Source organism: Fibrella musci, assembly GCF_041321105.1.
GTDB lineage: Bacteria > Bacteroidota > Bacteroidia > Cytophagales > Spirosomataceae > Fibrella > Fibrella musci.
The window spans coordinates 792,537-818,441 of record NZ_JBGGWD010000001.1; the positions used below are offsets into that span (position 1 = coordinate 792,537).

At 56.9% G+C, this 25,905-nt stretch carries 24 protein-coding genes; 11 read left to right on the forward strand and 13 right to left on the reverse strand.

Features of this window, described 5'->3' with window-relative positions:
• Positions 1–2 precede the first annotated feature (2 nt).
• The 8 genes from ACAW74_RS03145 to ACAW74_RS03180 all read right to left on the reverse strand — a co-directional run bounded on the left by ACAW74_RS03145 (position 3) and on the right by ACAW74_RS03180 (position 8,811).
• Complete coding sequence (locus ACAW74_RS03145; RefSeq protein ID WP_370696730.1) at positions 3–1,880, reverse strand: serine/threonine-protein kinase; 1,878 nt, start codon at positions 1,878–1,880, stop codon at positions 3–5.
• 34 nt (positions 1,881–1,914) lie between these two features.
• A complete protein-coding gene (locus tag ACAW74_RS03150) occupies positions 1,915–2,724 on the reverse strand; it encodes a caspase family protein (protein WP_370696731.1) in 810 nt (269 codons plus the stop codon).
• Positions 2,711–3,499 carry a PP2C family protein-serine/threonine phosphatase gene (locus ACAW74_RS03155; RefSeq protein ID WP_370696732.1) on the reverse strand — a complete coding sequence of 263 codons (789 nt, stop codon included), beginning with the start codon at positions 3,497–3,499 and terminating at the stop codon, positions 2,711–2,713. Before ACAW74_RS03155 ends, ACAW74_RS03150 begins: the two co-directional genes overlap by 14 nt.
• 32 nt (positions 3,500–3,531) lie before the next feature.
• Positions 3,532–4,140 (reverse strand): FHA domain-containing protein, encoded by a 609-nt coding sequence (locus ACAW74_RS03160; RefSeq protein ID WP_370696733.1) that lies wholly within the window; start codon positions 4,138–4,140, stop codon positions 3,532–3,534.
• Positions 4,127–5,038 carry a hypothetical protein gene (locus ACAW74_RS03165; RefSeq protein WP_370696734.1) on the reverse strand — a complete coding sequence of 304 codons (912 nt, stop codon included), beginning with the start codon at positions 5,036–5,038 and terminating at the stop codon, positions 4,127–4,129. The genes ACAW74_RS03160 and ACAW74_RS03165 overlap by 14 nt, the downstream gene beginning before the upstream one ends.
• 67 nt (positions 5,039–5,105) lie before the next feature.
• Entirely contained in the window at positions 5,106–5,912 is an 807-nt protein-coding gene (locus tag ACAW74_RS03170; protein WP_370696735.1) for an FHA domain-containing protein, read from the reverse strand.
• A 70-nt stretch (positions 5,913–5,982) separates the two neighbouring features.
• Entirely contained in the window at positions 5,983–7,233 is a 1,251-nt protein-coding gene (locus ACAW74_RS03175) for a HupE/UreJ family protein (RefSeq protein WP_370696736.1), read from the reverse strand.
• Positions 7,234–7,356: 123 nt separating this feature from the next.
• Complete coding sequence (locus ACAW74_RS03180) at positions 7,357–8,811, reverse strand: DUF3500 domain-containing protein (RefSeq protein ID WP_370696737.1); 1,455 nt, start codon at positions 8,809–8,811, stop codon at positions 7,357–7,359.
• A gap of 231 nt (positions 8,812–9,042) precedes the next feature.
• On the opposite strand from ACAW74_RS03180, the gene ACAW74_RS03185 reads away from it, so the two are divergent.
• On the forward strand, positions 9,043–10,728 hold the full coding sequence (locus ACAW74_RS03185; RefSeq protein ID WP_370696738.1) for a helix-hairpin-helix domain-containing protein: 1,686 nt from the start codon (positions 9,043–9,045) through the stop codon (positions 10,726–10,728).
• Positions 10,729–10,819: 91 nt separating this feature from the next.
• On the opposite strand, the gene ACAW74_RS03190 is transcribed toward ACAW74_RS03185, so the two are convergent.
• Complete coding sequence (locus ACAW74_RS03190; protein WP_370696739.1) at positions 10,820–11,854, reverse strand: BamA/TamA family outer membrane protein; 1,035 nt, start codon at positions 11,852–11,854, stop codon at positions 10,820–10,822.
• Between the two features lie 293 nt (positions 11,855–12,147).
• Here ACAW74_RS03190 and ACAW74_RS03195 point away from each other — a divergent pair, with 293 nt between their 5' ends.
• Both ACAW74_RS03195 and ACAW74_RS03200 read left to right on the forward strand, forming a co-directional pair.
• Positions 12,148–12,963, forward strand: coding sequence for a phytanoyl-CoA dioxygenase family protein (locus ACAW74_RS03195; RefSeq protein ID WP_370696740.1), 816 nt, complete (start codon positions 12,148–12,150; stop codon positions 12,961–12,963).
• 111 nt (positions 12,964–13,074) lie between these two features.
• Positions 13,075–13,851 (forward strand): SDR family NAD(P)-dependent oxidoreductase, encoded by a 777-nt coding sequence (locus ACAW74_RS03200; RefSeq protein WP_370696741.1) that lies wholly within the window; start codon positions 13,075–13,077, stop codon positions 13,849–13,851.
• A gap of 122 nt (positions 13,852–13,973) precedes the next feature.
• Here ACAW74_RS03200 and ACAW74_RS03205 read toward each other — a convergent pair whose 3' ends face one another.
• The 3 genes from ACAW74_RS03205 to ACAW74_RS03215 form a co-directional block, all read right to left on the reverse strand.
• Complete coding sequence (locus ACAW74_RS03205) at positions 13,974–16,223, reverse strand: xanthine dehydrogenase family protein molybdopterin-binding subunit (protein ID WP_370696742.1); 2,250 nt, start codon at positions 16,221–16,223, stop codon at positions 13,974–13,976.
• Between the two features lie 91 nt (positions 16,224–16,314).
• Positions 16,315–17,310 (reverse strand): FAD binding domain-containing protein, encoded by a 996-nt coding sequence (locus ACAW74_RS03210; RefSeq protein WP_370696743.1) that lies wholly within the window; start codon positions 17,308–17,310, stop codon positions 16,315–16,317.
• Positions 17,311–17,348: 38 nt separating this feature from the next.
• Complete coding sequence (locus ACAW74_RS03215) at positions 17,349–17,906, reverse strand: (2Fe-2S)-binding protein (RefSeq protein WP_370696744.1); 558 nt, start codon at positions 17,904–17,906, stop codon at positions 17,349–17,351.
• 110 nt (positions 17,907–18,016) lie between these two features.
• Between ACAW74_RS03215 and ACAW74_RS03220 the strand changes: the two genes are divergently transcribed.
• The 3 genes from ACAW74_RS03220 (at position 18,017) to ACAW74_RS03230 (ending at position 20,099) form a co-directional block, all read left to right on the forward strand.
• Positions 18,017–18,391: a DUF3471 domain-containing protein gene (locus ACAW74_RS03220; protein ID WP_370696745.1), complete on the forward strand. Its 375-nt coding sequence runs from the start codon at positions 18,017–18,019 to the stop codon at positions 18,389–18,391.
• Between the two features lie 149 nt (positions 18,392–18,540).
• A complete protein-coding gene (locus ACAW74_RS03225) occupies positions 18,541–19,188 on the forward strand; it encodes a DUF1003 domain-containing protein (RefSeq protein ID WP_370696746.1) in 648 nt (215 codons plus the stop codon).
• Positions 19,189–19,235: 47 nt separating this feature from the next.
• Positions 19,236–20,099: a CHAD domain-containing protein gene (locus ACAW74_RS03230; RefSeq protein WP_370696747.1), complete on the forward strand. Its 864-nt coding sequence runs from the start codon at positions 19,236–19,238 to the stop codon at positions 20,097–20,099.
• 3 nt (positions 20,100–20,102) lie between these two features.
• Here the strand turns inward: ACAW74_RS03230 and ACAW74_RS03235 are convergent, their stop codons facing one another.
• On the reverse strand, positions 20,103–20,813 hold the full coding sequence (locus tag ACAW74_RS03235) for a beta propeller repeat protein (RefSeq protein WP_370696748.1): 711 nt from the start codon (positions 20,811–20,813) through the stop codon (positions 20,103–20,105).
• Positions 20,814–21,084: 271 nt separating this feature from the next.
• Between ACAW74_RS03235 and ACAW74_RS03240 the strand changes: the two genes are divergently transcribed.
• From ACAW74_RS03240 to trhO, 5 genes are all read left to right on the forward strand, one after another.
• Complete coding sequence (locus tag ACAW74_RS03240) at positions 21,085–23,220, forward strand: ferredoxin-like domain-containing protein (protein ID WP_370696749.1); 2,136 nt, start codon at positions 21,085–21,087, stop codon at positions 23,218–23,220.
• Between the two features lie 100 nt (positions 23,221–23,320).
• Positions 23,321–24,070, forward strand: coding sequence for a uroporphyrinogen-III C-methyltransferase (gene cobA, locus ACAW74_RS03245; protein ID WP_370696750.1), 750 nt, complete (start codon positions 23,321–23,323; stop codon positions 24,068–24,070).
• Between the two features lie 78 nt (positions 24,071–24,148).
• Positions 24,149–24,391, forward strand: coding sequence for a hypothetical protein (locus ACAW74_RS03250; RefSeq protein ID WP_370696751.1), 243 nt, complete (start codon positions 24,149–24,151; stop codon positions 24,389–24,391).
• 153 nt (positions 24,392–24,544) lie between these two features.
• Positions 24,545–24,793 (forward strand): PIN domain-containing protein, encoded by a 249-nt coding sequence (locus ACAW74_RS03255; RefSeq protein ID WP_370696752.1) that lies wholly within the window; start codon positions 24,545–24,547, stop codon positions 24,791–24,793.
• 6 nt (positions 24,794–24,799) lie between these two features.
• A complete protein-coding gene (gene trhO / locus ACAW74_RS03260) occupies positions 24,800–25,759 on the forward strand; it encodes an oxygen-dependent tRNA uridine(34) hydroxylase TrhO (RefSeq protein WP_370696753.1) in 960 nt (319 codons plus the stop codon).
• The last annotated feature ends 146 nt before the right edge of the window (positions 25,760–25,905 follow it).

Sequence of the window (25,905 nt, forward strand, 5' to 3'; positions counted from 1 at the left end):
ACTTACTGCAATTGAGAACACTTTTTAATTCTGGCCTTTAGTTCTGCCGTGTTCTCAATGGATTGGGCCACCCGATACCATAAAAGGGCCCCTTCACGTTCATCACGATCAAAAATCCGGTCGCCTTTTTCCAGGTAAAACAAGTACCGTTCATGGCCCCGGTCGGTGTTTAGTTTGTACTTATCGGCCAGCAGGCGCGCTTCGGAAAAAGCGTTGATGGCGTCCGTTTTTCGGTTTCCATTGGTGATGGCGCCAGCGCCTTGTTCGATAAGCTGATCATAACTGCGCTGCGCCTGTTGCACAGCCACACTGGCATCCGGGCCGTCAGCAACGGGCGTCGCCGTGGTTACCGTAGCAGACGCGGGCTTGGTCGGAACGGGCGATGTTGGTTTGGCGGCGATGCGTTCCAGCGCCAGCGATTTCAACCGGATCAGGTCTTGCCGCTGCGGAGCCTGATGGAGCCCTCTATCGGCCAACAACACCGCCTGCGGGTATTGCTCCCGGTAGAAAGCCGTGCGCGCCCGTTGCAACAACTGATCGACCACCGTATTCGGGAGCGGACCCGCTGCTGTGGTCGAGGCCATCGTCGTCAGCAAGGCAATGGGCTCATTGGCTCCACCTGCCGGTTTGCTGGCTTTGTCCTGAGCACCTACAGTCGGCTCCTTCCGGCTGGGCGTAGCCTGACTGTGATTGCCTGACACGTACAGATAGACGCCAGCAGCCCCCAGCAACAGCGCCGCTGGTATGAGCACTCGACCTATTTTTCGCCTGAACCCGCGCTGATTGGCCTGAGCGCCGAGTACGTTCCCCCGAACGGGCGGAGCAACTGGTTCGTCGAGTTGTTCGGTTGGCTCAACGGCCAGGTCCGTATGCAAGTCAGTCAGATCGGTCTGGCCAAACAGATCAGTTTGTTCTTCGCTGAAGAGATCCGTCGGCTCATCTGACGTGTGCTCAGGTACGTTGCTGTGCACCAGAATCGAATCGGGCCGGTCGGGGTTGGCCGCGCTATCGAGTAAATCGAGGAGTTCATCGGCCCGGCGCACCCGCTGGTAGAGATCGCGCACCAGGCATCGTTTGATGATGGTGCGGTACGGCTCGGCAATCTGCTCTACGTTGGCAGGGAGACGAGCCGCCATGATTTTTCGTTCAACGGTACGGCGCACGCGTTGCTCGCTGTCGGTAGGGCGGTCAGCACCGAAGGGTTTTTCACCCAACAGCATTTCATAGAGCACTACGCCGAACGCCCACAGGTCGAGGTTGTAGCTTACCCGCCCCCCTTCAATCTGCTCGGGTGCTTTATAGGATGGTGTGCCACGCCCGTCGCTCAGGTCAAAATCAGACTGATCGAGGGCGGCCTCGCCGTTTACGAGTTTGCTCAGACCGAAATCAGCAATTTTGGGTACCAGCCGACCCTGATTATCGCGGGAAATGAGAATGTTGGCCGGTTTGAAATCACGGTGCACGATACGCTGACGGTGCAGGTGTTGCAGCCCCAGCAGGATGCCTTTCGTGAGGTCATACAGTTCGATTGGGGTCAGCTTGTGGTGCTTCAGCAATTTTGCCAGATTACCGTCGTGGTAATACTTCATCACCGCGAAATCGCTGACGCTGGCATCGGTTTCGAAGCGGTAGCAGCTATCGTAGCGGGCAATATTGGCGTGCCGGGGAATGCGTTGGGCGAGTTCGACCTCTGCCCGCAGCGACTGACTGTCTTCGCCCTTGAATTCACTGATTTTGATGGCAACCCACTCGGTCTCGACCTGATCTTCCACCTTCACGACCCGCCCATATGAGCCACTACCCAGCCAGGTGGCCGGGTCAGCAGGCCGAATGGGGTATCGGCGTTTGAAGTCGGAGAACGTATCGATGTGTGGAGTCATGCGCTCAGTCTACAAGCTATTTGTATACCAATCCTCAAAAATACGCCAATGGCAATGTATCGGAAAAGCGTCCATAAAAAACTGGTGATTGCTTCCCTTTCGATAACTTTCTAACCCGGGGCACTACATAGTCGTGCAACTCTTTAATGGTCAACAGATTATCTCCATTCCTGTTGGCTTCCCCCTGTAAACCTTTTAATAAAAAATACGTAAACGTACCGGCCAGCAACTGTTTATCCTCAACAGCCATCTGAGTAGACCGGCTGGCGAGCAGCATCGCCACGTTCGTACCGGGTAAGGTTATCCGGGTCGTTTTTACGGGCTTGGGCGTCAAGTTGGTCGGGGGTCGGGTCGGCCGCGTCAGATTGCCCGACAGGCAGGCATCGGCGATACACAATTTCACCCCGGCAGCCGACGCCCGAAAAGCCCCTTTGATATCGGCGTAGGTCAACAGCGACTGCGGGTCATCGGGGCGTACATCGTAGGGCACGAAGCTGTCGGTCAGGCCGTGGCCCGAGAAATACAGCACAATCCGGTCGGTTGGTTGGGCTTTTGTAAACAACTGCATGGCCGACCGGATACCTGCCCCCGTCGCCTGTTCGTTGGTCAGCAGCCGCAACCGCGCCGGCGTGACCTGCCCCCCTACCCGACTAGCCAGAAACGCGGCTACCCGCCGGGCATCCTGATCGGCATAGCGCAAATCACCGGTCTGGTAGGTCAGCGCTTTGTAGTCGGCAATGCCCACGACCACGGCGTAGGTCTGCCCCTGCGCCCACGCCGATGGCAGCCCCAGGCAGCCGCACAGACCAGCCAGCAGCGCGTATATTCGGCTAAATGGTTTCATTGGCCACGGGTTTGGGGGAAGCGGGAAGCGTAACGCCTGATTCGACGGCTTCGAGCCGAATCAGGTAGGCTGAATAGTTGTCCTGGGTACGTTCGTCGCAGGTGGCCAACAACGTCTGCATCTTCACTGCATCGGGTTTGTCGGTCGTCAGGATGGCCGTGAGAGCAGCATCATCGAGGTGTTCCAGCGCCCCATCGGTGCAGAGAAAAAAACAATCGCCCGGCCGCAGCTCGTCGATCAGCAGCAGATCAGGTTGTGCGGGCGACCGGTGTAGCCCCGCCGGGTCTCGGTGCATCAGCACGGCCCGGCTCAGACGGTTACGCCACGGATGGTTTCGGGCCTGTTGGGCGGTCAGCACACCATCGGCCACCAGTTCGTTGACGCGCTTATGATCGTTGGTCCGAAACAGCAGTTGCCCGTCGCGCAGCCAGTATACCCGACTATCGCCGATGTGGGCCAGCGATGCGCCGCGCTCGTGCAGTTGCAGTAGTGCCATGGTGGACCCCATCCGGTTGACGGTTGGATGCTGATTCATGAAAAATGCATACGCTTCGTAGGCCATGTCGATGGCCGTTTGCAGGTGTACACTGTCCAGAACCGGGTTGTTCCAGGCGGCCACGTAATGCCCTATTGCTTCAATCAGCAACCGACTTGCCACGTCGCCCCGGTCGGCACCGCCCATGCCGTCGCACACCATAAACAGGCGAGTGGCGGGGTTAGCCTGCCCCACCGGTGGCCACAGCGCGTCCTGATTCGTCGGGCGTCGGCCAATCATCGAAAACCCGAGAGGAGGCTGTAGCGTGTAGGTCACTGCGTCAGGTCGGCGTTAAAGTCGGAGTCGATTCGGTATGTCTCGCGTAGAATAGGATCGATATTGGCGTGCGACAGTTGGAACGAGTCGGCCCCACCCAGTGAAATTAGTTCGCCGTCGCCAACGTCGATCATCTCAGACGGGCGAAGTCGCTGCCCATTGAGCCAAGTTCCGTTCAGGCTGGGCTTGTGTGTATCGGGGCCATCTGCCGGGTCGGGCGCACCATCCTGAAGCTGATAGCGGAGCGTACCGGTCCACTGATCGAAGGCAACAGTCAATGAACAGTGCCGTCGGCTAATGTAACAGCGGCCCCGGTGCATATACCGCGCCACGCGGGCGCTGCACGAATCGCTGGTGCCGAGCACGTTGAGACCGAGCTTCAGGTGTAACACCACGGCTGAGTCGTTCAGGTACGTTAGGTGACCGTGAGCGGGCAGGTCGATGGCCAGTCGTGGATCATATTCAATAGAGGGTATGAGCTGATTGGTGGCGCCGCAGTTGAGGTGCGAACAAATGATGAATCCCCGTTCCAGATCGGCCGGACGCAGCATGATCTTCCGACCACAATGCTGGCAATTCATCAGGCTGATTTTACTCAGAGTCATGGTCATGAGGCGCGTGGTCCATGTCGTCCACATCGCCATCGTTGATGTAGGAGTCATCGACAACGTCATCATCGAACTGATCGTCGTCTGACGTGTCAACGTGGGCCGCCGGATGCAGTCGGGTCGCCGTGGGCAGTTCGTCGGCCAGGAGTTCATTGATCACCTGCTTCGACATGGCCTCTTCCAGGTTGGCGCTTAGTTGCCCGTTGGTCAGCACCGTCGGGGTCGGCAATGCGTGGAGCAGTTGGTATTCACCCGCCACGGCATCGTATTCATATAAGGTGTCCAGCCCGGCGTCGCCCACACGGTCCACAACCTTGTAGGTAGTACCATCCTCGCCCGCAATAACGAGTGCGTCGATCGTGCCGTCGTTGTCGTCGTCGACACCCATCACCCGGCGGTCGCCCACGTAGCCTTCGATTACGGTGGGTTTACCCATCATCGCGACGGTGTGGCTGGGTACGTTCCATTCACCAGCAGCAGCCATCTGCCGAACGGGTAGGTCGGTATTGAGCACCTGTTCGGCGTATTCCTGCCGTTGCGCCAGCGACAGATCGGCCCATTCTTCCTGCCAGAACGTGTTGTAGGGCCGTCCGTGCCAACGAAAAACGCCGCCGGGGCCTACCTCAGCCCGCGCCGCCGCAAACGCTTCTCCAAAAGTCATCGAGTCGTCGACGGTGGTCGCCACGGCAGCACCCGGGGGTAGCGCTGCTTCATCCGTCGGGACGGTAGGCCGTTGGGGCGGTTCGCCGGCGCGTGGAATCAGCCCTAAGGCCGCACCACCGCCCAACAGCATCGCCGCCGCCGAAATGCCAACGCGCCGCCGGGTTCCATCCGACAAGCCACTGGCCATTGCCGATTCGGCCGGCCGTTGTATATAGGTAGAGTCCTGATTCATGCATGTACGAGTAAGCGTGGCCATGTATCGCTCGTTGACCCGAAAGGTAAGGGGTTACGCACGGGGTCTAATCGGCCCAGATGGCTTTGCAGCGGCGACAGGTTTTTTGCTGAGCCAGTTGTTCCCATTCCCGCATGCCAAACGGATCGCGGCAGGCTGGGTTGGGGCAACGGTATCGCTCCCGATACGTTTTGTCGATCAGTTCGAGTTTTTCATCCGTCGAGAGCAACGTGGAACAGAGGGTCGGAATGAGCATGCTCAACCCAGCACCCGACAGCACCTGCAACAACCCAAACCCCGCCAGAGCCCCACCCGAGGCCAATACGGCGCTCACCCCCACCACCGATGAAACGATGACGCTGCCCGTCCGGATCATTTTGTCACGGCTCCGGCAGTCGCGCCGAAGTTGAGGATACTGCTCGAAAACGGCTTTGAGTTCGGCAAATTCCGCCCGAAAATCGAGTAAACCGTCATTTGCTGCTGCGGTAACGTACCCAGCCGACATCAGCGGTGGGGTTTGAGGCACCGGTGTGGAGCGTATCGCCGGTGCGGGCGCCGAAACCGACACGGGTACCTGGCGTAACAGATCGGCCAGAGAAAACGGCATGTCGGCAAACCGGAGGGCATCGTCCGGGCCGATCAGTTTGCGGGTGATCCGTGTGTCGTTGACAAACGTGCCGTGTTTGCTGGCCAGATCTTCCAGTACGTACAGCTGATCGGAACATCGAATCAGGATTGCGTGCTGACTGCTAACGCGCGCGTTGGGCACCACAATGGTATTACCAACCGTGCGGCCGATCGAATAGCGCGGCAGTTGACTCAGCGTCTCGATGGCCGCGGCAACCGAGTCTGTGGGTTTAGTTGAGTACGTCATGGCCCAGGGGTCATTCGGTAAGCAACTTACAACAATTTACTATGAAATGGGCACATACCGCCCAAAGCACCTATGCCTGTTGCGGTGACTGCCGCAGCCGATACGTCAGTAACAGCGACGTACCTGCCAACACGGCCAAGGCATAGGGCGCGTAGGTTACCAGTTGCTCGATCAACGTGGTTACGCGGTTGGGTTGCTGGGTAACACGCTCTACCAACCAAGACACGGCCGCTACGGCGGCGATCAGCGCCCCGCCACGACGTACCCAGCCGTAGACCGACGTCTGGCTGAGCAGAATCAACCACGGAATCGTCAACGCAATCACAAACAGTTGCATCAGTTCGATACCCAGGTTAAACCCTAAGATACTCAGCACCATGCGTCTGGCATCCAGCGAGAGGTCGGTGAGGGTATTGGCAAACGCCAGACCGTGTATCAGGCCGAAGCCAGCCGCAACCCAGGCTTCCCGACCCGGAAAGACGGGCCGAAACGCGTGAATGGCCGATACCAGAATCGACATGGCGATGAGCACTTCGATAGGCTGCGATGGCAGACGTACCCAGCCCACCGCGCCCAGCAGCAGCGTGATGGAATGCCCCAACGTGAAGGCAGTCACAATCCAGACGAGGTTGGTGAGGCTGTACCGAACGCCACCAAAGCGCCCCCAGCGGTTGCCGGCCAATCGTGGCCCGGCCTTTCGTGGCGCGACCCGCAGGAGTGGGGCGGGTAAGAGCAGCACCAGTAAAAACAGCAGGTGGTCGGTGCCGTCGGCGATGTGCTCAATACCCAGCGCGACCATGCTCCGAAAGCCTGTCCAGACGCTCCCGCCTTCCAGCCTGACAGGTAACGGTAAAATGCGGTTATTGACGATATCCAGTTCGATGACGCCCACCTGCGCGGGCGCCTGCTCCGCCACCTGCCCCCGCTCCCAGTCCTGCCGGACGGATACCAGAATTTTGTGCGTAACGACCTGATGGAGTACGGCATCGTAGTGAAAACTGAATTGCCGCACGCTGGCACCGGGCGGGGGCACCAGTTGCACCTGGGCCACCAGTTCGCGGTAGGTGCCGTTGATGGGGTTCTGCGTTTCCTGCATCGCCAACGTACCCACCGTTACCGTCCAGTAGCGCCCATCGGGACTTTGGGGGCGGATGTGGCTAACCAGATAAGCCCGCAGCTGAGGACCGAGTTGGTCAATCAGCTGGCTCGCCGAATCGTTGACAGCCCGCCCAAATGCGGGTTGTAGTTCGCTCAACGGAACTTGCACTTCCGCGCTGATTCGGTCGGCGTGCACGTTGAGCAGCACCACCGAATTAGGCATTGGATGAGCGATGGCCGACCAGCTCAGTAGCCCCAATAGAAAATGAACGATGCACCCGACCAGACGGCTCCATATCCCCCTTATTGTCTGTTGCCCACTGCTCATGATGCACCGTTCATTTTCTTAGTTACCACCGTAGTCACCCGTGCGATCGCGCCAGACCGAATGCGGGTGCGGCGTATTGCGGATGATCACGCCCCCCTGGTACGAAAACTCGATCCAGACACTGGGGCCGTCGATTCGCACATAATCATTCTGCGTCGCCACGGCGGCCGTTCCCGAAAAGGCAATGTAGGTGTTGGCCAGTTCCGAGGTATACTTGGTTAGGAGGGTTGCCGCCGTAGCAGGCTCCAGATCGTTGACATATAGCTTGATAGCATTCAGCACCAGCGCCTGCTTGTCAGCGCTCAGGCCGCCCACCTGCAGGCCTACCCGCGTGGCCGGAAACTGCGCGTCTTTGCCTGGACCCAGCACTAAGTCTGAAAACGTCGATGACAGCTTGGCCGTGGTCTGCTCTGTGCTGCTCAGTCCCGTCAACATAGCCGCAAAAGCCAGCCGTTCCTGCTCAAAAGGTTGGTAGCTTCGGCTGTCCGATGTCACAACAGAGGCTGGCTCCACACCCCGAAAGGCCGGCGTTACGCCCGTAACCTGCCCCGCATTGAAGGTATACGGCTGCGTATAATGGTGGCCCGTAAACAAAATCGACCATAAGCCCGTCGGGCTGGGCGTACCTAAAATCGACAGGTAGTAATTCCCGGCTCCGTAGCCCGCACCGCCACCGGCCGTGGCCAGGTAATCGTCGGCAACCAGGTTACCCAGCATCTCGTCGTAGCTTTCGCCGGTAACACCCAGCCCCAGCAAGGCCACCATCAGATCGCGGAAAGCCGCCAATTGAGTGGCATTTAACGCCCCCAGGCTGATACCGTTACGGCTCGACAGCGAAGCAGGCAGGTTCGACCACTTCTGGGCGTTGGCTTTGGTGTAGGTGAGTTGTGTGGTGGCAAGCTGTGTGCTGCTCAGCGTTGCTTTAAACGCTTCGGTCAAGCAAACCAGTTTGGCCACCCCGGTCGAGTTGGCGCAACTGGTGTTGGCGCTGGTCGTGACCGACATAATCGCCGTGACGGTAGACGACGCATTGCTGGTGGTCGTGCCCGAGCCGGGGGAGCCGACCGTCAACGCCAGGTTGCAGGCCTGCCCGCCAAAGCTGAGGGCAAACGTGGCCGTACCCGCGCCCGACGGCGTACCGCTAACGCTGTAAGTGAGGTTACCGCTGCTGCTCGTCAACGTACCTGCCTGCAGCGTGGCGTTGAGCCCCGTTACACCCGTTGACGCGATGGCCGTCCCCGCCGCATACGCCGTGCCGTTTCCGCCCGTATACGGTACCGTCGCGGTAGCTACGTAAGCCGAGCCACTGACAGCGGTGGTTGAGAACGTAGCCGACCCACAGTTCAGCGCTGACACTGTAGCTGAGGTTGGGGTAACGGTCGTCGTGTTATCCTGCTTGCAGGCGTCGAGACCGACAAAACTAACCAGCAAACCGGCCATCAGCCACGGTTTCACAGGGAAGGTGATTCGCATAGAGTAGACGCTTTATCACCCAGTACGCCCATCCGGCGTTTAGTGTTGAGGTCAAAACACATTTTAGGGTGAACTGGCGAAATGTTGCGGTGAACGAACCGTAACTTGATAGACTGGCTGTGCTAGTCATCAGCCTTGATGAAGGCGTCAGGAACATCCGTAGGCCAATCCCCACCCACGCTGCCGAGCTAAAGGGGAATGCCGTAATTTGCACAACGATTTTCCCAACTCATGACAAATTCTGATATCATCGATATGCTGGAGCTGACAGCCCGGCTGATGGAACTACACGATGGCGATCCCTTTCGCATTCGCGCGTTTTCGTCGGCGGCCTTTTCGCTCGAAAAAACCACGCTTGAGCTTGCTGAACAGCCCGTTTCGGAGCTAACCAAACTACCCGGCGTAGGCAAGGCGGTTGCCGGCAAAATCCGCGAGTTTGCCGATACGGGTCACCTGGCCGAACTCGACGACCTATTGGCTCAAACCCCGCCGGGGGTGCTCGATATGTTTCGGATCAAAGGGCTGGGCGTGAAGAAAATCAAAACGCTCTGGCAGGAACTGGGCCTCGAAACCCTGCGCGACCTGCGGCAGGCGGCCGAAACGGGCCGGGTGGCTGCCATCAAAGGTTTCGGCGAAAAAGCCCAGCAAAATATTCTGGAAAGCATTCTGTTTCTGGAAAGTCAGTCGGGTAAGGTGCGCATGGACAAGGCCGACCGGCTGGCGCAACTGCTCTGCGACGAACTGGCCCCGCTGGGACGCGTGGAGGTGAGCGGGCAGGTGCTACGGCGGTCGATCGAGGTGGATACGGTCGAACTGCTGGTCGAATCCGACGACCCCATCGGCATTCAGGACGCGATCAATGCGCGGCCCAACTTCACACAGAACCGGGCGGCTTCGTCGCCGTTTGCCTGGCGCGGTGAGGTGGCGGGCTTCGACGTGCAGGTGGCGGTGCTAACGTACCCAGCCCGGCAATTTGATCAGCAACGCTTTATCCGGTCGGCTACCGAAGCGCACCTCATGCAGAAAGGAGCCACTGGCAAAACCCTGCTTCAGACGGCGATGATGGCCTCGGCCAGCACCACCGACGAGCAGATTTACGCCTCGGCGGGTCTGCCCTACGTTGTGCCCGAAATGCGCGAAAACGGCTATGCCTTCGCCTGGTCGGGTCAACATCAGCCCGACGAACTGGTTACCTGGGACGACCTCACAGGTACGTTGCACAACCACAGCACCTGGTCGGATGGCAAGCATACGCTGCGCCAAATGGCCGACTACGCCCGTGAGCTGGGCCTGACATATTTTGGCATTGCCGACCATTCCCAAACGGCCAGTTATGCCGGGGGGCTTTCGCCCGAACGGGTAGCGCAGCAGCACGTTGAGATCGACGCGTTGAATGCCGAATACGCCGCCGCCGGACTGGATTTCCGCGTTCTGAAAGGCATCGAGTCGGACATTCTGGGCGACGGCTCGCTCGATTACGCCGACGACGTGCTGGCGTCGTTCGACTACGTGGTAGCGTCGGTGCACCAGACGCTCAACATGACCAAGGAAAAAGCCACGGCCCGGTTGCTGAAGGCGATCGAGAACCCGTACACATCTATTCTGGGCCACCCAACTGGCCGGTTGCTGCTGGCGCGGGAAGGCTACCCCCTCGATTTCCCCGTGATTATAGACGCCTGCGCGGCTAACAACGTGATCATCGAGATCAACGCCAGCCCCTACCGCCTCGATATCGACTGGCACTGGATCGACTACGCCATGCAGCGCGGGGTGATGCTGAGTATCAATCCCGATGCTCACGAGATGCGCGGCCTGCTCGACATGCATTACGGGATCTACGCCGCCCGCAAAGGGGGACTCACCAAAGCCATGACCTTCAACGCCCTGCCCCTACCCGAGGTGATGAAACGGTTGTAATGCACAATGAATAATGGACAATGCACAATGGGGCTGGCGCGACTTACTCGTACGCCAGCCCCATTGTGCATTGTCCATTATTCATTGTGCATTAAAACGCTTCGCCCAGCTGAAAATACAGGCCGCTGCCGGTGTGGCCACCAAAGCCATAGTCGACGCGCAGGTTGAGGCGTTCGCGTCGGTTCAGCGCCAGCCGTAGTCCGGCTCCGTAGGCGGCCTTAAGTTGTTGAAACGAAAGCTCATCGGCATTGTAGGCCACGTTACCGATGCTCCCGAAGGCTACGGCACCCAGTCGCCAGAAAAGGGGCAGCCGATATTCAGCCTGCAACACCGCCTGATTGCGGTCGCGATAGCGGCCATCGTAATAGCCTCGCATGCTGTTGGCCCCACCGAACGAGGCCAGGCTGCGCAGCGGTACGTTGCCCGAATTCAGAAAGGCATAGGCCTGCAATGCCAGCACCTGCCGCCGGCCAATTTGCCGAAACAGCCGCGCATCGAGCACATAATTGGTGTACTGAAAATCGGAACCCAGCAGCGGCGCAAAATGGTTAAACTGCACCTGAAACAACCCGCCACGGTTAGGCGCGAAAGCCGAGTTGCGGGTATCATACGTATAGCTCAGCCCGACACCCGATACGTGGTAAGGTTGGCGACCCGCAACAGCCTGTTTATCAAACAGACCACCACGTTCGTAGTCGACATTCAGTACACGCTGAAATTCATAGACCAGACCCACAAACCGGTTTCGCTGAATCTGCCGTTGCAGGTGTAGGTAGATGTAGTACTGCCGGAAGGTGTAGTTTTCGACGGCATCTTCGGGAGCCGCTTTACCTAACCCCCAGAATTTATCAGGGAAGTAACTATAAGAGAGCTGATGGTTGAGAATGTATGTCTCGCCCGGAAAGTACGTAGCCCCGTTGAGGGCCACCACAAATTGCTGCTTTACTGAGTAGAGGGCCAGCGCCTGACTGTTTGATGTCCGGGTAGTCGTATCGTCGGTCAGGCGGAAGGTCAGCGACCCGGCCAGCCCAAATGACCAGGCGGTTTCGATCGAACGGGCTACCAGCGGCAACACCAGTAAGGTTCGGTTCGACGGTTGGCGTGGCAGACTCAGGCTGTCGGCCATCGGGCTGCTCTTTTGCGCTTCAGCGAAATAAATACTGAACCAACTTACTGAAAATAGGACTATTAGGCGGAATGGGGTTTTCAAATTAATACGCTTTAACTAGCAGATAAGACTTCGTTGAGTAAACTTTGCAGGGTGAATAAGCATTTATCCGGGCTAAGTATTACCTCATCCTCGAAAAATCTTATTCATAAAAAAGTGTTTGGTCATACCAACTAATTGCACTTAATTTAGAGCCAGAATCCGCAACAACAAATCTGACAACGATTGATTTGTACTTAATCGTCACTAATATGAAAAAATTACAAATCCCGCGTTTTGAACTGGGTGAATCAATTACCCGGGAACAGAAAGCGTTTTTTGACAAATACGGCATCATTGTTTTTCCAAACTTTATTAAGCGCGAAACCGTCAATCTTTTTCTGAGCGAAAACGCCCGGATTGAAAAAGAATGGCTGGCCGAAGGGCGTGACAAAGTCAATGGTGTGCCGCTCAAATTTGGGCGTGATGAAGAAGGCAACAAAGTTATTCAGCGCTCTTGCTTCCTCTCACACTACAGCCAGGCCTTGCATGAGTTTTTGCAGGACCCCCGCCTGCAGGCCGTTGTTGACCTGCTGCAACCCTACGAAGGTCGTATCGGCGAAAACGAGAAGGATGGCTTCGTGCTGAACAACTACGTTCGGACCGCCAACAGCCAGTATTCGCAGATGGGTTGGCATACCGACAGCCCGCGCGATATCTTCCTCGGTCAGCGCATTATGCCGATGCTGAACGTGGGGCTGCACCTCGACGACTGCCCGATGGAAAACGGTGGCCTGCGCGTATTGCCCGGCACCCACAAGCAGAGCACATTCCGCATGCTGTTTGCCAAAAAGTATTTCGTCGACAACAACCCCGATCCGCGCGAGGTTGGCCTCGACATTCAGGCTGGTGACCTCACCGTGCACGACGGTCGTATCTGGCACCGGGTACAGCAGTCGCCCAACTTCGGTGAAGCAAGCCGCCGCCGGGTAATGTATGTACCGGTGGTTACGGGCAAATACAAGCCCAAAAACGAGTCCAGCAAAACCCCGTTCTACCACCGGTTTATCCAGAAGGTGAACATCTAATAATTTATCTGTTCAATGTTCAAGGTCCAACGTCTAAGGTTGGCTGACGCGTGTTCTGCTTGCGTCAGCCAACCTTAGACGTTGGACCTTGAACATTGAACCCTTTGAAAAATGCCTTACGCACTCATTACCGGGGCTAGCCGGGGAATTGGACAGGCGATTGCTACGGAGCTGGCCCGCCGTCAGGTCGATCTGCTACTTGTGGCCCGCTCAGGCGACGCGCTCACGCGCATCGGGCAGGAGTTGGCTGCTCAATACAAGATTCAGGTACGTTCGCTACCTCTCGACCTAGCCGACCCCGCCGCTCCGCAACAGTTGTTCGACTGGTGCCAGACCAACGCTATCGACGTATCGATGCTCATCAACAATGCGGGTTACGGCCTTAGCGGCGATTTCGAACAGTATACCGTCGCCGATAACCTGGCCATGATGCAGGTGAATATGACGGCGCTCGTTCAGCTCACGCAGCTGTTCCTGCCCCAACTGCGTCGGCAAAAGCAGGCCTACATCCTGAACATTGCCAGCTCTACGGCCTATCAGGCGCTGCCCGGCATGAGCCTGTATGCTGCCACGAAAGTGTTCGTGCTGAACTTCAGCCGGGGCCTGCACCACGAGCTGGCAGGTACGTCGGTATCGGTCACGAGCGTCAGTCCTGGCGCTACGGATACGGGTTTCAACGATCGCGCCCAGATCAACGACAAAGCGCGCGAAGCCGCCAAAAAAGTGGTCATGACGCCAGAGGTCGTGGCTAAACAGGCCGTCGAGGCGATGTATGCCAAAAAGCCGGAGGTCATCACCGGGGCGATCAACAAACTCGGTGCCTTTGCCGCCTGGCTCCTGCCCAAGTCGCTGGTCGAGAAAACGGCGTATAAGATTTACAAGGATTAATAGTCTGGAAAGTCGGTTAAAAAAGAGTACATCGTCTGGAAAGCCAATAGTATTTGCTTCAGCAATACCACGATGACTTTCCAGACGATGTACTCTTTTTTAACCGACTTTCCGGACTTCTATCAATACAATACCCGATCAATGGTGATGGGCAGGTCGTAGATGCGTTTGCCGGTGGCGTGGAAAATGGCGTTGGCGACGGCGGCGGGCATGCCCACAATCCCGATTTCGCCCAGTCCCTTGGCTCCCAGCGGATTGACGATGTCGTCGTGTTCCTCCACGAAGATCACATCCAGCTCATGGATATCGGCGTTGACAGGTACGTGGTACTCCGCCAAGTTGTGGTTCATAAACCGACCCAGGCGGTGGTCCATCTTGCTGTCTTCCTGCAAAGCATGGCTGATACCCCAAACCATGCCGCCGATGATCTGACTCCGTGCCGTACGGGGGTTCAGGATCGTTCCGCCAGCCACCGCCGTAACGGCCCGCGTCACGGTGACCGTTCCTAAGTCTTCATCGACTTCGACTTCCACAAAAGCTGCCGAGTGCACGTGCTTCGAGTATTTACCTGCTTTGAGCGGATTAGGCATCGAGGTAGATGTTTCGGAGATGGCTCGTCCCCCGTTCAGGGCCACAATCTCGCGCAACGACATCGACACCGACAGGTTCGACTTGAGGCGCATCTGTCCTTCGGCAAATTCGACATCCTCCCAGCGAGCATCATAGAACGGCGAAGACGACTGTTTGCTGGCCAGCTTGAATAGCGTTTTGCTCAGGTCTTCGCACACTTGTTTCACCGCTGACCCTACCGTAGACGCCGTGAGTGAGCCACCCTGAAACGGTGCCCAGGGCATGTCGCTGTCGCCCAGTTTGAAGATCACGTCTTCGATAGGCATACCCATGGTTTCGGCCGCGATCTGCGTCATAATCGTATACGTACCCGTACCAATGTCGGCGGTGGCGCTGCTGACGCGCAGTTTACCGTTGACAGTCAGTACAGCTTCGGCGCGGGCAAGCAAGCGGTTGGCATCCCAGATGCCCGTAGCCATTCCCCAGCCAACCAGCACGTTTCCACGCTTCGTGGACCGAGGTTCTGGGTTGCGCTTTGCCCAGCCGAAACGGTCAGCTCCCTGCTGGAAGCAGGCCCGCAACTCTTTGCTGGAATACGGTTTGTCGCCTTCCGTCCAGTTCTTTTCTGAGTAGTTTTTTAGCCGCAGGTCAACCGGGTCCATACCCAATTCGTAGGCCAGTGCATCCATCGCCGTTTCGATTGCGTGGTCGCCTGTAACACCACCGGGTGCCCGCATGTCGAGGGGCGTGTAGATATCCAGCGGTTTAATTTCGTATTCCAGCGTGGTATTGGGTACATCGTAGAGCATCCCCGACCAGTTGACGACCACTTCCGTATAATCTTCAAACTGCGACGTAGCCGCTTTGGCACTGTGTTTTAAGGCCGTGAGAGTCCCATCAGCCGAAGCACCCAATTCAACCTCCTGCACTGTATTGGGACGGTGGCCGAAGGTAAACATCTGCTCCCGCGTTAGGGTCACCCGCACCGACCGCTTCAGCTCTTTGGCGGCCATTACGGCCAGAAACAATTGATACTGTGGCCGTAGCCCCGATCCGAAGCCCCCACCGACGTAAGGCGAGATTACGCGCACGTGGCTGGCGGGCAGGTTAAAAATACTTTTTACGTACGACTGGCTGTTGAGCGCCCCCTGCGTCTTGTCGTAAATCGTCAGGAACGGTGTGCCATCTTTATCCTCCTTCCCGTATTCCACCGTTGTGGCGAACATCTCCATCGGATTGTGATGTTGCGCACCGTGTACGTGCCGGGCCTTAATGGACACCGGCGCAACAGCCAACGCTTCATCGGCGTTGCCGCGTGGTTTGGGCGGTGGTGGTTTCAACAGACTGGCCAGACCGCTCGCCGGTTTGCGCGTTTCGTGCAGGTGAGCTTCCAGATCCGTCTCCGACGTTTCTTCATCGTACGTCACATGAATGAGCGCCGCGGCGTAACGAGCCAGCTCGAAGGTGTTGGCGACGACCAGTGCCACGGGCTGCCCGCTGTATTTGATCTGGTTATCATGTAGCGGTCGGAACGGCGAACCTGGCGGCGCATCAAGGTCCTTGTAGTTCATATCGAACCAGGCCGTATGCGGGCGGTTTTCGTGCGTGAATACCTGTACCACACCCGCCAATGACAACGCTGCCTGGGCATCGATGCGGCGAATGGTCCCTTTGGCGATACCCGCCGACACCACGTAGCCGTAGAGCAGGTCAGGTACGTTAAACTCGGCGGCATACTTAGCCTTACCGGTTACTTTATCGTAGCCGTCAACTCGCTTGACAGGCTGCCCAATATAGGTCATGATTCGTTTAAGGTTTGGCGTTTGAGGGGTAGCGTGACGCGGCGACTGAACCGTTTTTGTCAGCGCCGAATCCATTATACCTCAACCTGTTTTACAATGCCTTTTCCATGCGAACGGCCTCGTCCAGTGCCCGCACAATGGCGCGCTTGGCGAGGTCGATTTTAAACGTGTTGTGGCCATAACCAACTGCGCCTTCGAGCAGGGCATCGGCCACCGTCTGGAAGTTGGCCGTGTTAGCTTCTTTCCCAACGAGCAACTGCTCGGCTTCAGGTTTACGCCAGGGTTTGTGGGCCACACCACCCAATGCCAGCCGTGCCTCCCGAATGGTAGCGCCCTCCAGCTCCAACGCAACCGCCACCGATACCAGCGCAAAGGCATAGGACGACCGATCGCGGAGTTTCAGATAATTGTAATGGTCGGTGAAACCGCGGGCGGGCAGGTCGATGCTGGTAACGAGTTCGCCGGGTTTAACAGTGTTGTCGAACTGGGGCTCATCGCCGGGCAACCGGTGGAAGTCGGCAAATGGCATGCTGCGGTCGCCGTCGGGGCCGGTCAGTTGCACCACGGCGTCGAGTGCCGCCAGCGCTACGCACATGTCTGAGGGGTGCGTCGCAATGCAGCTTTCCGACGTACCCAGGATAGCGTGGATGCGGTTATACCCGCCAATGGCCCCACAGCCCGAGCCGGGATTCCGTTTGTTGCAGGGGGTAGCGGTGTCGTAGAAGTAATAGCAGCGGGTACGTTGAAACAGGTTGCCGCCGTTGGTAGCCATGTTTCGCAGTTGCGGTGAGGCACCCGCCAGAATGGTCTGTGACAGCAGTGGATAGCGCTCCTGCACCAGCGGATGATAGGCCGTGTCGGCGTTGGTAACGGTAGCGCCTAAACGCAGCCCACCATCAGGCAGCTCGGTAATGCCGCCAAGGGGTAGATTGTTGACGTCGATCAGCCGGTTGGGGCGCTCGATGTTTTCCTTCATCAGATCGATGAGGTTGGTGCCGCCCCCAATAAACTTGCTCTGCGTCTCGGTTGCCCGGTCGTTGACGGCCGACTCCACCGAGTCGGGCCGGGCATAGGTAAATGGATTCATGGTTCGTCTGACGTTTAACGGTTGAGGCTGAAGCCAACCTACTTGTCGATCACTTGTTTGATGGCGTCGACGATGTGCGGATACGCCCCACAGCGGCAAATGTTGCCACTCATCAGTTCGCGGATGTCGTGATCGGTTTTGACGTGACCTTCGTTGATCATGCCGACCGCCGAGCAAATCTGACCGGGCGTGCAGTAGCCGCACTGAAAGGCATCGTGGTCGATAAACGCCTGTTGCATCGGGTGTAACGATCCATCGGCTTCGGTCAAACCTTCAATCGTGGTGATGGCGTGGCCTTCGTGCATGACAGCCAGGGTCAGGCATGAGTTGATCCGTTTCCCTTCGACCAATACCGTACAGGCACCACATTGTCCGTGATCACAGCCTTTTTTGGTACCGGTCAGGTTCGCGTATTCGCGCAGCGCATCGAGGAGCGTAGTCCAGGGGGCAATGTTGAGCGTACGGTCGGTGCCGTTGACGGTCAGCGTGACGGTTCCGGGTGTGGGGGCTGGCGCCGCGGGTTGCGGGCGATTGGCCGACTTACCCGCCGCTTTCTGACCGGTGGCGGGCGGATGGGGCAACGTGACTGTAGACATAGGCGTTGAGGATCTTTTGCCTACTGAACCGCTCGACTTATCGGTTGTTCAAAAATCAGAGCGAAGCCCATGCTTTTTTACGACCTTGTCTGCGCAAACCCCTTACTGCTATGAAAACGAATGTATGCCTCCTGCTTTGTCTGTTTGCCCTGACCACGGCTGCCGTGGCTCAGACCTCAACCACGGCCCCTTCGGCGGCCACCTCGGCAACCAGCGAATCCCTACGCGACTATGCCGGTACGTATACCTTTGCCAGTGGCAGTCCGATCAGCAATTACACGATTACGGTGAAAGATGGCGAGCTCTATGGCGACGCCGGTATGGGTACGTATAAACTGATCAAGCAGGACGCCGTTGACCAATACAAGTCGACCAGTTCGTATGGTTCGATCATCTCGTTCGTCCGCGATGCGTCGACCAAACAGGTTACCGGCCTGTCGCTGGCTGCGCAGGGGCAACAGCTAAACGCCACCAAAGACAAATAAACGCTTAGCTGGCGTCGGGCACCCATACCTAGCCGGGGCTGTTGGTCGGGGGGCATTAGCTGATCGTCGTAGTCGGGTTCCGGGCCGATCTAACGAGTGTCAGCTGGTAAGCGGATCCGATCCAATGCCCCACAGGTACGTTATGTCCATTGCGCACTTACCGCCTGACCACCCCACTCGCCGAGTCGATGCTACGCCTGCAACCAGTATGTTTGGGCATGAAGAAGCCAATCTATGTACGTTGCGACGTATCGGGCGAGCAGGTTGCCATTGAGGCATCCGTACAGGGGCATCAGCTTCACCCACACATTCTGACGGCCATCCGAACCGATTTCCCCGTTTTTCGGCTCGATAGCTTTATTTCGCTCAATCGGCTGCTTCCCTATGTCAACCGTGTTGTCGAGCATACGCATACCACAAGCAGACCGACTTATCGCCAGCTACCGGACCCCGATGCCAACCTGACGTTTGGTCAACGCCTGGCCGATCGAATCGCCGACTTCGGCGGTAGCTGGACCTTCATCCTGCTATTTCTGGGCATCATTATCGTCTGGATGACCACCAATGTGTGGTACCTGAGCAACCGGGGCTTCGACCCGTATCCCTTCATTTTGCTCAATCTGGTGTTGTCGTGCCTGGCAGCCTTACAGGCACCGGTTATCATGATGAGCCAGAACCGGCAGGAGGAGCGAGACCGCGAACGCGCCCGGCAGGATTATGAAGTGAACCTCAAAGCCGAGAGCGAGATCCGGCTTCTCCAGCAGAAAATGGACCTGCTCTTACAACAGAAGCGTTGAAAACACCCGCAAGCACTTGCGCGTTTGGTTGATAAAGCCGCCTTCCCATGCCCGAAACGAACTCACCACTTCACGACTTTTACAAGCAACGCGCCTCGTCGCTGATTGAGCGCATTGAAGACGCTCGCGACCACCTTACCGACGAACACGTTCGACGCATTCGGGTCGGCATCAAGCGGTTGCGCTCCCTGTACCGGCTGATGGAGTTTATCCGGCCCAAGCAGTTTAAGAGCCGTCGGCACGAGCGGGCCTTTCGTAAACTCTTCAAGCGGGCCGGGCAGCTACGCGACATTCAACTCAGCAAGGCGTCGATCGACAGCATTCCGTTGCGGGGAGCTACGGCCAAACGCTATGCCCGGTACCTGGAAAAAGAAGAGAAAAAGGCGCGCAAGAAGCTCAAAAAGGCGCTGAAGAAATTCCATAAACGCGACCTGAAAAAAGCGGGTAAGCTCATCCAGCGTATTGGCGTAACGGTGTCGCCCGTAAAGGTCGATCAGCGACTGCGGACGTATATCGACCGGGAAGCCGCCGCCATTGAGGTTTTGCAACAGGCGGGGCAATCGACCGAAAACACGCACCAGATGCGGAAGCACCTGAAAGCCTTGATCGAGGTAGGTACGTTGCTTATTCAGCTTGCACCCGACGACGCCCTCGAACAATTGCTAACCAAGGCCAAACAGACGCAACAGCAGGTAGGTCTCTGGCACGACCGGGTAGTGTGGCTGGATCATCTGGAAGCGTTTATTGCGGCCGACACCGAACAACCCGACGATAACACGGAGCGCCTTATTGCCCGGCAACACCAGACCGCCAACCGGCAGGAGAAACGCGTTGATCAGTTGATGGACAACCTGACGATCCTGCTCAACGGGCTAGCACCGTGGCGTGTGGGCACAGATTCCAACGCGTAGCCATTACGGCAGTGGTTTTTTCGAAACGTAGACGACACCCCTACCACCATTGCAAAACCGAAAAGTGGGCGACATCTCGCAAACTTCGTCTGAGCCAGCCACATACAGCCGTTCATTCTCGTCAAGCGCCACCGCCTGCAGCTGATGCAGTTTGGGCAAGTTGATCTGTCGACCCGTCTGCGTGACCACGCCAGGAGTTGTAAACCGACGAACCGATTTTGTCGAATCGTCGAGGTAATTTCGACGAATCCTATAGGTGGTACCATTGGCAGCGGCAACGGGACTAACTTGAATGCCGGTAATACCGGAATAACCAGCCAAGTCAAAATTGGGATTGAATCGGCGATAAGGTTGCCAGGTCTGTCCCAGATCCAAGCTATACAGCGCTGGATTGGTCAGCACGGTCTTGTTCCCTAATGACTTTAATCCTGTTGTAACGAAGAGTGTATCGCGAAACGTGCCCAATCCCATCAGGCCTACCGTTTGGCTAAATACCTGTTGCCAGTTTCGGCCTCGGTCGGTGGTGCGGTACAGCGTAAACCCGGTGGATATGACTACCGTTTTGTCGATATCGCCCCAGACGGCTTCGATAGCGCGGTTATCAGGCGAACGGAGGGTATACCAATCATCATACTCGGGTCGCACGGTATCGCTGCTGTCACGATGGCAAGCCACGAGCAGGCTAACAAGCAGAAAATAGCATACAGTTTTCATACTATATCGAATCAGGACGTAGCCAATTTACAGGATTAGATAGACTATCAAGTTTTGCGAGCGAAGTAACCTTTTATTCTTTATTGTATGGTTAATGCTCCTATTGGGCAAACGGATAGCCGGGTCAACACGTAATCTTGCCCGTTCAGGAACGATTAGCCCACAAAAGCCATTAACTTTGCAACTACACGCATCAACAACAAGCCGGCAATCATTCTGTCGGCTCTTGTTTTAAAGTAGCAGTATATAAACTCTATAGGCTAATACTATTATGTCTATTGCCTTCTCCCCCACCGTCAGCAACGCTGCTCAGCGCGACATTCTCGATCTCCAGAAAAAGGTGGAGGCTTTCCGCAGTGGGCAGATGACCGACGAGCAGTTTCGCAAGTTCCGGTTGGCACGGGGCGTGTACGGCCAACGGCAGGCAGGCGTGCAGATGATTCGCATTAAACTGCCCTATGGTCGTATCACCGCCGATCAACTCATCCGCATTGCTGATGTGTCGGACCGTTACGCGACGGGCAATCTGCACGCTACGACGCGGCAGGATATTCAACTACACTTCGTAAAACTGGCCGATTCGCCGCAGCTCTGGGCCGACCTCGAAGATGCAGGCATCACGCTGAAAGAAGCTTGCGGCAACACGGTTCGTAACGTCACGGGTTCGGCCCGGGCGGGTGTCGATCCGGAGGAGCCGTTTGACGTGTCGGCTTACGCGCACGCTATTTTCGAGTATTTCCTGCGCAACCCGATCTGCCAGGAGATGGGCCGGAAGTTCAAGATTTCGGTTTCGTCATCGGAGAAAGATTCGGCCTATGGCTACATGCACGACATTGGCCTGATTCCGCGTGTTCAGAACGGGCAGCGGGGATTCAAAGTCCTGCTGGCCGGTGGACTGGGCGCTCAGCCTTTTCTGGCGCAGACGGCTACCGAATTCATCGAGGAAGACCAGGTCATCCCGTTCATCGAGGCGGTAATTCGCGTGTTTGACCGCTACGGCGAACGTACCAAACGCCACAAAGCCCGGATGAAGTACCTGCTCAACGACTTGGGGCTGGAGACCTTCCTGGAGAAAGTACAGGAGGAATGGACGGCGTTGAAGACAAAGACGTTTGACGTTCCAGGTTTGACGTTTGACATTCGGGAGCCACAACCAGAAACGTCTGGTTACCAGATGAACACTGAAAACCAGAAACTCAAAAACTGGTTTGCCACCAACGTTTTCGAGCAGAAGCAGGCGGGCTGGTATGCCGTTCAGTTGCGGGTGTTGCTGGGCGATATGTCGTCGGATACGGCGCGGGCGCTGGCGCAGATCGTGAAACAATATGCTGCCGACGACATCCGCGTAACTGTCAATCAGGGCTACCTGCTCAGGTACGTTCGGCCCGAAGACCTCGAAGCCGTTTTCTACGCACTCGACGCGCTGGGGCTGGCCGAACCGGGTTTCGACACCACCGCCGATATCACCACCTGCCCCGGCACCGACACCTGTAATCTGGCCATTTCGAGCAGTTATGGCATCACACGGGCGCTGGAAGAGACGATGAAGGCCGAGTTTCCCGACATCATTTTCAACAACGACATCAAGATCAAGATCAGCGGCTGTATGAACGGCTGCGGTCAGCACTCAGTCGCCAACATTGGTTTCCACGGTTCGTCGATGAAAAACGGGGCCTATGTGCTGCCAGCCCTGCAAGTGCTGCTGGGTGGTGGTTTCAACGGGGCAGGCGTGGGTCAGTTGGGCGATAAAGTCGTGAAGATTCCGACCAAACGCGGTCCCGATGCCCTGCGGCTCCTGTTTCAGGATTATGAAACCAATGCGCTGGATGGCGAGTACTACAACGACTACTACGGTCGGCAGGGTAAGAACTATTTCTACACGCTGCTGAAACCGTTGGCCGACCTGAAAACGGTACAGGACAGTGATTACGTCGACTGGGATCATACCGAACCGTTTGTGACGGAAGTGGGCGTTGGCGAATGCGCCGGGGTGATGATCGACCTCGTGGCGACCACCCTCGACGAAGCGGGTGAAAAGCTGGTCTGGGCCAATGAAGCGCTGGCCGAAAGCCGCTGGGCCGACGCCATCTATCACGCCTACAACGTGCTGATCACGGGGGCTAAAGCCGCCCTGATGACTCGCGACGTAAACACCAATACGCACCACGGTATCGTGACCGACTTCGACCGCGAGTTTGCGGCTCACGACGGTTTCCACGAAGCCGAAGGTCAGTTTAAAGCCCTGGCCTACAGCATCAACAAAAACGAACCCTCGGCCGACTTCGCCCAGGCGTTTGTACCCAAAGCCGCCGCTTTCCTGAAAAGCGTACAGGCCTACCGCGCCGAGCAAATCGCCCGCGACGGCCAACCCGAACTTCAGGAACTGACGCAGGCGCAGGACTCATAAACTAAAGAGTGAAAGAGCAAATGAGTGAGAGAGCGATTATCGGATACGTACCCAAGTCGCTCTTTCACTCATTTGCTCTTTCACTCATTCATTTGTTCGCATGAAACTTACGCTCATTGGCGCGGGGCCCGGTGATCCCGAACTCATCACCATGAAGGCGGTTAAGGTGCTGCAAACGGCCGACGTGATCATGTACGACGCGCTGGTGGCCGAAGAGCTGCTCGACTATTGCCGCCCCGACGCACTTAAGGTCTACGTGGGCAAACGCCGGGGTGCCTACTCGTGTACGCAGGAGGAAATAAACCCGCTCATTGTGCACTATGCGCAGCATTACGGCCATGTGGTGCGGCTGAAAGGCGGCGACCCGTATGTGTTTGGGCGCGGTTATGAAGAGCTGCAATACGCCCAGCAACACGGTATCTCGGTCGAAGTTATTCCCGGTATTTCGAGCAGTTATGCTGTACCGGCAGCGGCGGGTGTACCCCTCACGAGCCGGGGCCTTTCGGAAAGCTTCTGGGTCGTGACAGGTACGTTGAAAGACGGCAGCTTTTCCAACGACCTGCGCCTCGCCGCCCAATCGTCGGCGACAGTCGTCATTCTGATGGGCATTCATCAACTGCCAAAAATTGCGGCGCTTTTTACTGAACTCGGTAAAGCCGATACGCCCATCGCCATCGTTCAGAACGGCACCACGGCCGGGCAACGGGTCGTGGCTGGGTACGTTCATGAGATTGTTGAACGGGTCGAAACGAGTGGTATCAGCAACCCCGCCGTCATTGTGGTAGGCGAAGTAGCCCGGCTGGCCAACCATCCCGAAAACGCGCAATTTTTCGTAAATTTGCAGGCGTAAGTGAGTTACTCATAAGCAACTGGTGTTACCAGCTCACTTATTGAGGTTCCTGAACGTACCTGCAAACTGAGTTGACCCATGAATACTGCACCGTCAGCAACTGTGGCCGATATGTATTTCGGTTTCCTGCGTCATCTCTCCGCTGACAGCAAACGGGCGCTTATTACCAGGCTGTCGCAATCGGTGAAGCAGACAGGTCTCGCACAGCCTGTACCGCTGAATTCGCTATTCGGCGCGTTAAAAAGCGATCAATCTGCCGACGACCTGATTGCCGACATCCGGGAAGCGCGTGTATCGAACCGAATCGTTGAGTCCTTTTGAAAAAGTACCTGCTCGATACCAACATCTGCATTTACTACCTCAAGGGCCTTTATCAACTGGACAAAAAGGTCGATGCCGTCGGGAGAGCCAATTGCCTGATCTCGGAAATTACTGTAGCAGAGTTGAAATTTGGCGTGGAGAACAGCAGACACCATGCGGCCAATCATCGAGGCCTTCATTCATCAGTTTGCCGTTCTGCCTATTTACGAAGCGTTGGATGTGTACGCGTCGAAGAAAGCCCGTTTACGCCGACAGGGACTCGTAATCGACGATTTTGACCTGCTAATTGGTGCCACTGCTATCGCCCATGGCCTGACGATGGTCACGAATAACGTGAAACATCTGGCTCGCCTCAATACGATCACCATTGAAGACTGGACCACGCAGTCGACAACAGACTAATTGCGCATGAAACCGTACCGCGTTCTTCTTTACTACTACTACACGCCCATTGCTGATGCCGCCGCGTTTCGCGATGAACACCACCGGCTTTGCCTGGATCTCAATCTCTTGGGGCGCATCATCATCGCACCCGAAGGCCTCAATGGCACGGTATCCGGGCTGACGGCCGATTGTGAGGCGTATATGAACGCGGTGAAGGCCGACCCCCACTTTGCCGCAATCGATTTTAAGGTCGATGAGGTCGAGGCCCACACGTTTCAGAAACTGCACGTTCGGCTAAAAGAGGAAATCGTCAACTCTGACCTGCCCGTTAACCCCCGCGAGCAAACGGGCATCCATCTCGAACCGGCCGAGTTTCGGGCGATGAAAAACGACCCCGACGTAGTACTCGTCGATATGCGGTCGAATTACGAGCATACCGTGGGGCGGTTCAAAGGGGCCGTTACGTTCGACATGGAAAACCTGCGTGAGCTGCCCGACCACGTCGGCGAAATTGCGCACCTGAAAGACAAGAAGATCATAACCTATTGCACGGGCGGGATCAAATGCGAAAAAGCCTCGGCCTACCTGCTGTCGCAAGGGTTCGAGAATGTTTATCAACTGCACGGGGGCATCATCAAATACGGGCTGGAAGAAGGCGGCGAAGATTTTGACGGCCAATGCTACGTGTTCGACAATCGACTGGCGGTAGACGTCAACGCCGTAAACCCCACCGTGATTTCGACCTGCTACCGTTGCGGCACGGCCACCTCGCGCATGATCAACTGCGCCAGCCCGGCCTGTAACAACCACGTGCCGCTCTGCGAAGCCTGTGGCGACGCCCACGCCGGTACGTGCACAGACAACTGCAAAGCCGACCCGCAGCTACGTACCTACGACGGCACCGGGTATTACAGCAAAAAACCCATTGGCTACTCACCGGAGCTGGGTTACCGCAGCATGAAACGCAGCGAACTGGCCAAGTAGAGCGGGGTCGCTAATCGTCGCAAGACGCGATGGCCCGTTTTTGAACAATCGATTGATGTTAATGCTACCCGGCTGAAAACCACCGTTTGGTTACTCAGCCGGGTAGTTTGTTTAAGTAATCGGGCTACTGGCTGGCTATTGCTACG